Source organism: Pirellulales bacterium, from assembly GCA_033762255.1.
Lineage (GTDB): Bacteria > Planctomycetota > Planctomycetia > Pirellulales > JALHPA01 > JANRLT01.
In genome coordinates, this window is sequence record JANRLT010000009.1 from 17,158 (window position 1) to 29,674 (window position 12,517).

Genomic DNA, 12,517 nt, shown 5'->3' on the forward strand with positions numbered 1-12,517 from the left:
CCCAAACTGACGCCTACCAAGGGGGCTTTTTGCCTCTGGGGGGAACAAATGGCGGACCCATGTGTTCGATTTTTCCTCGAAATTCTGGTCCGGTAAGGGATTGCCACATTGTCAGTTGCCGCGGTTCAAGGACCGCTAAAATGCTGGCCATTAGTTTTTGATGTTGCTCCGCGTCGGGGGGGGGCGGAGGTCGCTGGTGATCGCGGGGGGCCTCGGCAAATCGCCTAAAAAAAGCTTCCTCATCGATCGTCCGGATTTCTTCCCGCTGGGCCGGACTGAGCTGAAGCGCGGCGACAACCTCGGGATCGCGAAATGCCCGTGGACCTTCGGCCTGCAGGGCAATTTGCGACAACCGCAACCGCTGGTCGGCGGTCAAAATGATGCGCAATTGAGTCTGGCCCTTCAGGACATGTTCCAGCAACCATTCGCGACGCTGGGCGTGGGATTTTTCAACTAATTCAAAAAAACCTGTTTGGATCTCGGCTTCAATTTGTTGGATGAGGGATAATATTTCCGCTTTTTGGGTGGCGGTAAGTCCCAAATCATTCTGAACGGTTTCTTGCCGGAGCAGCAATACCTGGCTCGCATCGCGCAAAATTCCCAATTCACGCAGCATTTTCTCGACGCGGGCTTTTGTCGCTTGTAGCTCCGCCTGCGCCTCCGGGTCATCGCGGCGTTGCTCGATAAACTCTTGATAGTAACCCAAGACCGAAAGCAGCAGCCGTTTGCGCAAGAGTTCCATTCCAGGCCGGTCGGAAAGTTCCTCCTCGCTGACTTGAAACAACTCGTTGACTGAACGTTGGGCCAGGGATAGGCGGGCTTCCGCCTCTTGCGCGCGTTGCTGCTCTCGCTGGAGGGCCGCCTTTGCGATGTTGCGCTCGATCAGGGTGTTATCTTTTTCATGATTGATCAGGGCCGCGGCGACCAAGGAACCTATCGCCAGCAGTAGCAGCAGCCAGCAACCCGCCAGCAACGCCGTCGGATGCCGCCGTATCCATTTTTTTGTCCAATCCAGGATGGTGGGGGGCTGGGCCAGAATAGGTTTATGATCCAGATAGCGCCTTAAATCTCCGGCAAAATCAGCCGCGCTGGAATAGCGCTCCTCCGGGTTTTTGCTGACGGACTTGAGGATGATCGTTTCCAATTCGACGGGTATGCGGGGGTCAAGCTGGCGTAAGGGACGCGGTTCGCTATTTAATATTTCCGCCAATAATAGCTGCATGTTTTGGGCGGAAAATATTGGCCGTAATGTTAACAGTTCGTAAAATGTGGCCCCCAGCGAATAGACATCCGTCCGCGGATCGAGCAAGGCCTGCCCTCCCGAGGCCTGCTCGGGACTCATGTAGCGCAACGTGCCCAAAATGTCCCCGGTGCGCGTCAATCCCATGTCGCTTTGAAACTGGGCCAAGCCAAAATCGGTAATCCACAAATTTCCCCGGGCATCCAGCAGCAAATTTGCCGGTTTGATATCGCGATGGATGATTCCCATGCCATGCGCGTAGTAGAGCGCTTCGGCGGCTTGCAGCATTAACCGTGTGACGGCGCGATGATATTCCCCCTTGGCCGTGGAATGTTGGGTTGACAACTGCTGTTGAAAGGACTGGGTGCTATCCGCGCGGTCCGGCTGGTTCGGGCGGGTTGGTGATTCAGCGGGTAGGGGCCGCGGTTTTTCCGCTTCGCCAGAGAACACAGCGGTAGAGGCGTTGGTAGCGGCTTGGGACGCACTGGGCGGACTTTGCAAGCCTGCTCGCTGCTGCATCTGCCGGATGAGAGTCCCCAGGGAGTCCCCTTCAATCAGTTGCATCGCATAAAAATGCACGCCCCGCTCGGTGCCGACCGCGTGTACCGGCACGATATTGGTATGGTGCAAGATGGCCGCCGCCTGGGCTTCATTTTTAAAACGCTGCAATTGTCTGGTGTCCAAGGTGGCGGCAAAAGGCAGCACCTTTAATGCCACCAGCCGCTGTAACGACAATTGTTCGGCTTCATACACCACACCCATCCCCCCCCGGCCAATCTCGCGCAAGAGGCGAAAATCCCCCAGTTGCCCCAATTCCGGGTCGGCGGATTCGCGCCACGGGGAACGCGGTTGGGCGGGAAGTGGATTTAAGTTGACCCGCGATCCCGACAAGTGCGGGGGATCCGCGGCAATTTGCCGCAAGGGGCTGGCGATGCGTTCGACATTTTCGTAATCGGCCAGGGCCGACGAGAGTTCCTCCCGCAGTTCCGGATACGCCGCCAACAGTTGGTCCCGGTCCGGGCTGCGTCCGGCCGCCAGATCATCCAGGTAATCCAGCAATATTTCATTGAGGCGGTCGTTGACATGCAAAGGTGAATTGGGCTGCTGATTCATTCCGGATCTCCCGTGGAGCCGCGTAAGGCTACCCGCAGTTTTTTTAGTCCCCGAAAAAGCAGCCCCACCACCGCGGGGCGGGAGCGATCTAGCAATTCGGCAACTTCGCTCACGGGCAATCCCTGCAGATGGTGCAACTCTATCACGCGGCGTTGATCCTCGGGTAGGGTGTTGATTGCCGTGGCTAGGGCCAGCAGTTCCTCGTTACGTAGGGCCTTGCCGCTGGGGGACGTCTGGTCCGCCGCCAAAAAACATTCCACCCGCGAGGAGGATTGCTCGATATCCCGCAACAAGTTCCGTTCCCGCGCTAGATCGCGAGCCTCGGTCGAAAAACGCCGCAGCGTCATTGCCAGCGTGTTTGCCAAGATTACCCGCAGCCACGCCAGCCATTCTTGTTCGGTATGGCCCCGAAACTGCCCCCGATTCTCGTGGGCTTGTAACATGGCTTGCTGCACAATGTCCGAGGCGTCCAATTTGGACTGCAAACGGGGGCTGATTTGCAATCGAACCAGCAACCGCAAATAATCACGGTATTGGGGCAAGGCCCAGTCACCCGTGGCTGTGGGCAAATTCATGGTCACACTCATCGGCCGCCGGGCCGTAAAATAGAGGATGTGCTCCCGGCCAAATTGAAGCGCGAAATATCAAAAAATCGTCCTCATGCCGCAGTTAAAATTGGCGGCGACAGTGACATAGCGATTGAGTTATCCTGGACAAACTGATTGATTGTGAAATTCCCTGAACTCGATGGATTCCCCCCATTTCTCCCCCTGGAAAGCGATCAAGTTGTATGCCCCAAAAACATCAATGTCATTCCTGGTTGCCGCTCCTGATAATGCTGATGCCGCTGGCGGGGCAGTTTTCCCAGGCTACGGGCGCAGACGTTACTCCCCTCCCCAATGCCCACGCCCACAATGATTATGAACACCGGCGGCCCCTTTTGGATGCGTTGGAGCAGGGATTTTGCAGCGTGGAGGCGGACATTTTTTTGGTCAATGGCGAATTGCTGGTGGCGCACACGTTTTTGGATCTAAAAGGAGGCCGCACCCTGCAAAAACTGTATCTTGACCCCTTGCGAGAGAGAATCCAAGCCCAGGCGGGATTGGTTTACCGCGATGGGCCGCATTTTTACCTGTTAATTGACATTAAGACCGATGCCAAAACGACTTACGCCGAATTAGCCAAGCTGCTGGCCAAGTATCCCGAGGTTTTTACAAAAACCGAAAAGGGGCAAACGACCCGGGGGCCGGTCACGGCGGTCATTAGCGGTAATTATGACCGGGAAACGATCTTGGCCAGCGAACCCCGCTTTGCCAGTGTGGATGGCCGTCCGGATGATTTGCGGGGAACGACCAAGCCCGCGGAAATTCCCTGGGTGAGTGATAGCTGGAAATCCCACTTTACCTGGGATGGAACAGGCCCCCAACCCGACGCGGAACGGCAAAAATTACGCGCATACACGGCCAAAGCCCACGAGCAAGGGAGACTTGTGCGATTCTGGGGAGCTCCTGATCGACAGGAAATCTGGCAGGCCCAATATGAGAATGGCGTGGATTTGATCAATACGGACAAGCTGCCGGAACTGCGAAAATTCCTGCTGTCGGTCGTCCCCCAGCCATAGAGCGGCAGCATGAGAAATTAGACAATAGTCCGTTCGTTGGCGGTATAAAAAAAGCCCCGGAAATGCGTACATTTCCGGGGCTTTATCGTTGGAGCTAAATTACCAATGACCCGCTTAGGCCGCGCGGCGACGCAAACCCAGCACACCCAGGCCGATGGCCGCCAGCGATCCCAACACCCAGGTGGAGGGTTCGGGGATGGCGGTGACAACAGGGTTGCTAAGCGGGTTGCCGACACCATTATTAAAGTTACTATCGATGGGCAGGTAATCCGCGGGTGTGACAACGCCGTCAAAGTCACCATCGCCCAGGGTCCAGCCACCGGATAGACCCGGTGTAATGGTCCCCAGATTGGAGTCCACAACCACGTAGTCCGCGCCATCGACTTGGCCATCCAGGTTGTAGTCGCCAGGATAGGTAAAGCGGATGATCACCTGGTTAAAGCCGGTCCCCAGATTGGCATCTCCCAGGGTCAGGTCGTAGAATGGATTGCCGACGTTGCCAAACTGGCTATTGGCGTTATCCACGGGGATGAGAATCCGCGTGCCGCCCGAATTATCCACCACGGTGCTGCCGATCATCGGCACGTTGCTTCCGGGAGCGGAACCAAAGCTGTAATAATTATCCACGTATTGGGTAATGGTGGCCAAGGGGTTGGGGTCCAGTCCCATGTCCGTGTAATAAACGACCATGTCATTGTCATTCAGGTCGATAAACGATTCATTACCCAGGACCAAGGCGGGAGTTCCAGCGGGGGTATTATTCAACACAACCAAGCCGTTGCTGGCGCCGTCCGTGGAGGCGACATTCAAGCGGGTAAAGGTTGAGGCGGAACCAGCGGTTAAGGTCAGCTTGCTTTGACGCAGGCCATCAACCGTGAGGGATTTTTCGGAGGCGATGGTGGTATTGCCCACCGCCGTGCCAAATCCAGCCCCCGTGCCGGTGACGCGCCCCACGACTTGATTGCCATTAACCACGCTTAGGGTGCTGGTGCCACTGGAAGTAACAATCTTGGCCTTGTTACCGCTGCTGCTACCCAGGGCGCTGACGTTTCCGCCCAGGGTCAGGGTGCTACCCGCGGCCAGCGTCGCGGTGACATTGGTACCGACCGTACTGGTTGTCCCGGTGGGCAGGCTAAAGTTCAGGCCAGTCCCATTGACATTGATCGCGGTATTGTTCCCCAAATTGAGCGAGGACGACAAGGTTTGCGTGCCGGTCCCGGCGGTGCTGATCACCGGTGCGGGGCCTGTCAAGCTAAGGACGTTCGCGCTAGGTCCGCTGATGGTGTAGCTGACCGAGCTATTAAAGGTCAGCGTATTGAGTGAGCGGCTCGAGTCCAAGTTAGCCGGAGATCCGCCCATCCCCAGGAAGCGGGCTTCAACAACCGGGGTAAATCCCGTGGACCAACTGCTAGCGGAGCTCCAGTTGGCTCCGCCGGCGCCGACCCATTCGGCGGTGCCGGGCGTGACATTGACCACGATGCGGGAGTTGGCCGCGTCATCCGCCAAGCTCAGGGCAAATCCGCCCAAGGAAGGCGAAGATAGGGCAAAGTTGCCCAGTCCCCCCACAAAACTGCCGTAATCAATCAGCGGATAGGTTCCCAAGCCAAAGCCAGGAAGATTGCTAAAGTTAAATGTGCTGATCCCCGCGGCGTTCAACACGCCCGAGTTCAATTGCAGCAGATCGCTGGAGGAACCCAATTCGAAACTGAGGGTGGAATTGAGCAAGCTCAAGCCTCCATCGAGGGTCAGCGTTCCCGCGCCCGTGGTTCCCGGGGCGATATTCCCGCCACTGGTTACCAGCCCCGAGATAATCCCCGTTCCCGCCAAGGTTCCGGTGGGGTTGACGCCGACCGCCCCGGTCCCCGTGCCGGAGCCAGTGGTGTTTGTCACGGAGAGTGTGCCTTCCGAGATCGTGGTTATACCTTGATAGGTGTTGGCGTTGGTCAAGGTCAGCGTGCCGGCCCCTTGCTTAATAAAGTTACCCGCGGTGTTATTGCTGGTAATCAGGGCGTCGATCGTGGCGTTATTGCCGTTGGTGTTAAACGGAATCGCGACGCTGCCGCCGGCTGTGGGGGCCAAAATGAACGAGCGAGTCGTGGGAATAGTGATATTGGGAGCGTCAAAACGGAACGCTCCGTTGCCATTCCAAGTATCATGAAAAATTGTTCCTACATTGCCCAGGGCGGCGTTGCTGGTGATGGCCAGGGTACCGCGATTCATCAGGATGTCGCCGGAGAGGGAGTTGTTGGGATTGTCCAAAATCACCACGTTGTTGTGGTTGCCGCCGGCGTTAGTGTCGAGCAGGTTATACAGTTGCCCGGCGGTACCACCGCTGAGGACGCCCGTCAGACGGACGCCGGTTTGCAGGATCGATGGAGCTCCGCCGGTTGCCGTGCGAATGACAAACTGTTGCGTGTCGCCGATCCCGGGAAGGGTGATGTCGTTGGCGACGGTCCGGACTTCGCCATTAGTCACGCGGAAGTTGATCTTGCCAGTGCCAGTGAGGACCAGCGGACCGGTTCCCAGAGGGGTGGCTCCCGGAGCATCAAGCAGCAATTCCAGGGTGCCTTCATTAAGGGTGGTTCCCCCGGCGTGGCTATTGGTGGGGTTGTTTAAGAAGACCGTGCCCGTGGTATTGATCACCAGGCCACCCGCACCGCTGAGCGGATTGGCAAGGGTCAGGTTGTTGGCTGCGGCGTTGATGGTGTTCGAACCGGTCAGGGAGATCCCCCGATTCGTATTAAAATTAAACGCCGTGTCAAGCTGCAAGTTACCGTTATTCAGCGTTAATTGATCGGCGACCAAAGCACCCGGAGCCGTTCCCAAAGGCGCCTCGGAAGAAAGCACCAGCGTGCCGCCGCCGCTAACCGTGGTCTTGCCCGAGTAAGTATTGGCGTTATTCAGGGTAACCGTGCCAGTGTTGGTGATCGCCACGCTTCCCGTGCCGCTAATGACGGAATTAACCGTGGTGGGACCGGCATTATTAATAACAAAGCTGCTATTATTGACCACGGGTCCGGTGATCGAGCCATCCGTCACCCCATCCCCAATTCGCAGGGTGCCCGCGTTGATAGTCGTGGTACCTGTGTAATTGCCCGCCACACCCAAAGTCAGGGTGCCGGTCCCGCTCTTGGTCAGCGAGCCGGTGCCATTTAGACTGCCACCGCCCGAAATGGTGTAGTTTTGGTTGTGATTAAAGGTCATCACGCCCGGAGTGATGGCAGTAGTCAGCGTGACCGGAACGGCCCCACCAACGCCCGCGTCTGTAAAGTTCACATTGTCCAAATTGAAAAAGACATTATCCACTCCGGACCAGTTGGGCGTGCTATTCACATCCCAAGCATTGTTGGCGGCATTTCCCACCCAGGTTTGGTTGGCGGCACTGCCGGAGACATTTAATTTGACCGATCCGGGAGTTGAAACGGTGTCAAAGGCCAGAGTTTGGCGGGTTTGACCGGAAGTGTTCAAGCTGAGGTTGGACGCGTCCCCCGTCAGCGTGCCCCCGTATGTAAAGAGGGTGTAGCTGCCACTAGCTAACCCGCCATTCAGGGTGGCGTTGATCGTGTTGGTGCCGCTGAGGGTCAGATTACCGTTGATGACCCCCAAGTCATTCACGCCGCCGCCGGTGGTGGTAACATTGTTGAGGTCCATTGCCACGGAAGCGCCGTTGAGGGTCAAGTTATTGGCAAAGGTCGCGGTGCGGTAATTGCCGCTCCCCCCCAGATTCAGATTGCCATTGATCGTGACCAAACCCAGGACGTCGGTTGCGGGAGCGCCCGTCCGACCAACGGTAAGTGTGCGGCCGGTGTCGATGGTGTATCCCGCGGCGGTGCCGGTGGTGTCGAACCTGCCGCCGCTGTTGACCGTGATGGGAAGCGTGGTGTTGGTCAGGGTGGCGCCATCGTTGATTTTGAACGTGCCGCCGTTATTGACAATGACGGCGGGTGTATCCAGCGATGCCCCAAATGCCAGTTCCAGGGTGCCGTTATTGACCGTGGTATTTCCCAGGAAAGTGCTCACGCCATTGAGGCTGGTGGTGCCGGAGCCAATCTGGACGATTCCACCAGCACCGCTGATTGGATTATTTACCGTTGAGGCGTCAGACCGGTTAAACGCCACCGTTGCGCCGCTAGAGATATCCACGGCGTTGGAGCCGAGCGTGCCGGTGGTGCCCCCCGCGCCAATTTGCAGCGTCCCGGCCACAACTTGGGTATCCAGATACGTGTTGGTGCCGCTGAGCACCAGGGTCCCCGTGCCGATTTTACGCAAAGTCGCGCCGGAAATGTTCCCCGCCACCGTGCCGGTAAATCCACGGCTATCGATTTTTTCATTACCGACCAGATTGATCGCGCGGGTCGCGTTCAGCGTGACGTTATCCACGTCAAATCGCAAACCGCCGTTGAAATTGCCTAAATCCATCTCGATGAGGTCTGCATTTCCCAGGGCGGCGTCGTTGACGATCCCCAGCGTGCCGCGCCACAGTTGGATCGTGCCGCTAAAGTTATTGGCGGGGTTGGTCAGCACAACGGAAAAGTTGTGGTTTCCCCCTTGGTCGGAATCGGCCAGACGATAATTCTGACCAGCGGCACCACCGCTGATTTGGCCGGAAAGGACAAGCGTGGTGCCCAATGTCGGGCTGCCATCGCCCGTGCGGATAAAGACGCTATTTGCCCCGGTGGCGGGAAAGACCATGTTATTTGCCACGGTCCAGGTTTGCCCGTCCGGGACCAGGGCGTGCAGCCGGTGCAATCCCGTAAATGTCAACGTCCCGGTTCCCAGCGAATCCGGACTGCCGATGGCAATCGTCCCGCCGCTATGGGTGATGCCGGTTGAATAGCCCCCATTTGCACCCCCCAGGGTCAATGTTCCACCGCTGATTTTGGTAATGGCCCCCGGGCCGCTGATGACGCCGTTGAGCAACCCGCTGGAGAGTTCCAGCACGCCCCCATTCAACGTAGTCGTGCCGGAATAATTGGCGGCTCCGGAAAGGGTAACCGTGTTAGTGCCTAGCTTGACCAGATTGCCGGTGCCGCTGATCGCTCCCGTCAGGGCAAAATTATCCGAGCGATTCAGATTCAAGGTGCCGTTATTTACAATCGCGCCGGCCAGCGTACCGGTTGTGCCCCCATTGCCAATGTTGACCGTGCCGGCGTTGATGTTGGTCGCGCCGGTGAATGTATTGTTATTGAGAATGGTGAGGGCGCCGGTGCCGTTTTTGATCAGTCCCGATGCACCGGTGATGGCCCCCGGCCCGCTAAAGGTGTAATCATTAGCCGTGTTATCGACCCGCACAACCGCCGGTTGAACGTTGGTGGGGATGTTGACGTTAAAATTGCCGGTGGCCGTGTCATCAAATGTCACTTCCGCGTTGTCCACATAAGTGGTGGCAAAATTGTTAGGGATGGTCCGCCAATTTTGGGTGGTATTGATATCCCAATTGGCGTTGACCGAACCACTCCACTTGACGTTGGCCACGCCGGCGATGTCCCCTTCCACTAGCAAATTATCCACCGCCCACCACCAGTCGTTACCGGCGTTGGTCATGCCAAACCGAAAGACCATTGAGCCGCTGTTGGGGTTGTTCACCGCCAACGAGACCGACTCATTAACCCGCACCAGCGAACTGCTGCCGCCGGGGGTATTTGCTGTGTTATAAGTCAAAATATTGGAGAAATTTGCCCCGCCGTCAAAGCTGACATCGACAAGCGCGGTCATGCCATCATACGGACGCCAGCTAGAATCAAACTTAAAGTCGATGGAATTCGCGGCTACGTTGCTCAGGTCGATCGGGGCGGTGGTAATAAAGACATTAAATTCCCCCGGTTCGATCGTCCCATTCGGCGAATCGTCATAGGCGTCCGGGTCAGCTACCATCACCGCGCCACTTCCCAGGGCGAATTGGTCGCGGGCCTGGTTCCCTTCGGTGGCGATCCAGGATTCCTTCCGCATAAAGGTAAAGCCGAAAAATTCGGGTAATGTAAAGTCGGGCGTGGTTGTGTTATCACGTGTCCAACCTGCTGGAAGCGTGTCCGTCCAGTCAGTCCCGTTGCCGCCGCTTTCCGTACCAGAGACAAAGGGCCCCAGCGTCAGCGAATCAAAATTTTCAGAATAAAGATTGGCAGCGTGGGCTTGATACAGATTCACGCCACTTAGCAACCCGACACAACCCGCAGCCAGGAGTTTGCCCCGTAATTTGCCGTTTGCAAGTGCTCCGGCGCTAGACCAGCCGGTTGGGATGGTTTGGGAGATCAGGTTGCTTAATCGACGGCGAAGAGTTGTACGGCGGTTGGTGTGTGACATCTAGTGAGTCCTTGTTTGGGCCTGGGGAAGTAGAAATTCTCAGTGTAAAGTCAGTAAAAATGCGGAATGGATCAGGTTCACAATGCGCGATTCATAGTTTAGAGGCAGATAATTATTATGGTGTTAAGTAACAATTAGGATTGTGTTAATATCCTTGCAGTTTCGCATGAGTATAAAGCATTTCCCACACAAGTGCAGGGATTGGTATTTAGAATTTGATGAAAATATTGTTAGGGATATGATTTGCCAGTGCAGTCGTATTTGATATGGCCAATATATGGTCTCAATGCTTTAACAAACACTTTATCCACGTGGGTGAAGTCGATTTTGCCCGATTTTATGGTAAAAACCAGCTTGTAACTTGTATTAAAATTATATTTTAATGAAATTCATCCTTGTTACATGGCTTTGTTTCGCCACAGTTGGTGGTCTCAAGGAATTATTGTTTCTTACTCCTTGAACTTGCCACTCTCCGCCCGCACCGGGTATCCTGACAATAACGTCGCTATCGAACGCGGATAAGCCATTGCCTCCACTCCGTTATCCATCACCGCCATCTGATTTGTGGTGTGAAATTTTGCATTTAATCCCCCCTACGCCTGTGCACAATTCCTTTTTGACGCAAATGGCGCGGTATTTCGCCCTGGCGTTATTGTTGGGTTTTTTCACTGGATTTTCTGGCTGTGGATTTGGCACGCCCCAGCCAGTTCAGGGGACGGTGTTGGTGGATGGTAAGCCCTTGGAAGGCATCATGGTCGGATTTTATTCCGATGATAAGGCCACCGCCCAAGACGCGCTGTGGGGAATTGGATATACTGATAAGGCTGGTAATTTTCAGGTGACGGAAACCAAAGCGGCGCTGGGGGGCAAGGGTCTTCCGGCGGGACGATACCGGGTTTATTTTCGGCGAAATGTCGATGCCAGCGGCAAACTCATGCCGGCGAATTTAAAGGTTGAAGACTCTCCCGGAGCCAAGTCCAGCATTGCCAGTAAATACACCAGCGTGCAGGAAACACCAGTGCGGGAAACTATCGGCACGCAAAACACATTTCGCTTTGAGATTCCCTCGCAATAATGTCGTCTCCGACGACTGGTCAAAGGTTGTCGTCCCTGCCTAGGACGCTAATCCATTTACGATTCATTTTTTCGGGTGTCGTATGCAGAAACTCCATCCGCGGCGCGGCTTTACCCTCGTGGAATTATTAGTCGTGATTGGAATAATTGGGATTTTAGTCGCTCTCTTGCTTCCCGCCGTGCAAATGGCGCGGGAAGCCGGTCGCCGGACCACCTGCCAAAATAATATTCGGCAGTTAGGCCAGGCGATGCATATTTTTTTGGATACCAAAAAGCATTTTCCCTGGGGGGCTGATCTGAAACTCGATCCCAACGGCAATCCCGCGAACAATTACAGCTACGGCTCGCACTGGAGCGCGCAAATTCTCCCGTATATCGAAGAGGGAAACCTGTATAAGCGACTGTTGCTCTTATCGGGGAACAAGCCGGAAGCCCCCGGCGACTGGAGCGGCTCCGGCAGTGGATTTGCCAATGCCAGCCTGGAAAGCTCTAACCCCACCGAACGCAACGTGGCGGCCCAAGAACGGGTGATTGCCTTGTTTCGCTGTCCATCCATGCCCTTGGCGACAAATTACTTTAATCTTTCCTGCTACGAGGCTGGGGGTTGGGTGGTACAGCGCCGGGTGCCAGCCTCATACTTGGCCAATTGCTCTGGGATTATCGACAACGACTACCCGCGGTTCAATGACCGCCGCTTTTGGCTAAAGACCGACGGGATCTTTTTTATTGGCAGCAACACCAAGGTCAAGGAAATCAGCGACGGCCTGTCCAAGACCGTGCTTTTAGGCGAGGCTTTGCCCGATCCGTTTGATAGCGCTCCGGGAAATACCGAGCGGCTGACCAACACTCCGCAAAAAGACCCGTTTGACCTGAGCGCCTCACAAAAAGACCATTGGGCGATTGGTGGCGACGACTGTGATGACAGCGACGACTATTCAGAGTGTTGGGGGACGACCGCGGTGCGGATTGGCCTCTCAAAAGGGCACACGCTGTGGTATCAACACGAGTTTGGTTATGGCAGCGCGCATGGGGGCGGGGATACCGCGCACATCCTGATGGCCGACACCTCTGTTCATTTACTAAATTCCGAATTGAACCCCGCTATTTTTTCCAATATGGGCTCGCGGGCGGATGGCAAGCCCGTGCCGGGGTTTGGCAAGTAAGTTCCA

6 protein-coding genes are annotated in these 12,517 nt (G+C 55.9%); 3 read left to right on the forward strand and 3 right to left on the reverse strand.

The window, feature by feature from the left end:
* Positions 1–13: 13 nt before the first annotated feature.
* Together SFX18_03085 and SFX18_03090 are read right to left on the reverse strand one after the other, a co-directional pair.
* Positions 14–2,353, reverse strand: coding sequence for a protein kinase (locus SFX18_03085; GenBank protein ID MDX1962109.1), 2,340 nt, complete (start codon positions 2,351–2,353; stop codon positions 14–16).
* A complete protein-coding gene (locus SFX18_03090; protein ID MDX1962110.1) occupies positions 2,350–2,928 on the reverse strand; it encodes a sigma-70 family RNA polymerase sigma factor in 579 nt (192 codons plus the stop codon). The genes SFX18_03085 and SFX18_03090 overlap by 4 nt, the downstream gene beginning before the upstream one ends.
* A 215-nt stretch (positions 2,929–3,143) precedes the next feature.
* Between SFX18_03090 and SFX18_03095 the strand changes: the two genes are divergently transcribed.
* On the forward strand, positions 3,144–3,974 hold the full coding sequence (locus SFX18_03095) for a phosphatidylinositol-specific phospholipase C/glycerophosphodiester phosphodiesterase family protein (GenBank protein ID MDX1962111.1): 831 nt from the start codon (positions 3,144–3,146) through the stop codon (positions 3,972–3,974).
* Between the two features lie 114 nt (positions 3,975–4,088).
* On the opposite strand, the gene SFX18_03100 is transcribed toward SFX18_03095, so the two are convergent.
* Positions 4,089–10,274, reverse strand: coding sequence for an autotransporter-associated beta strand repeat-containing protein (locus tag SFX18_03100; GenBank protein MDX1962112.1), 6,186 nt, complete (start codon positions 10,272–10,274; stop codon positions 4,089–4,091).
* A gap of 601 nt (positions 10,275–10,875) precedes the next feature.
* Here SFX18_03100 and SFX18_03105 point away from each other — a divergent pair.
* Positions 10,876–11,349 (forward strand): hypothetical protein, encoded by a 474-nt coding sequence (locus SFX18_03105; protein ID MDX1962113.1) that lies wholly within the window; start codon positions 10,876–10,878, stop codon positions 11,347–11,349.
* Positions 11,350–11,431: 82 nt separating this feature from the next.
* Entirely contained in the window at positions 11,432–12,511 is a 1,080-nt protein-coding gene (locus SFX18_03110; GenBank protein ID MDX1962114.1) for a DUF1559 domain-containing protein, read from the forward strand.
* The last annotated feature ends 6 nt before the right edge of the window (positions 12,512–12,517 follow it).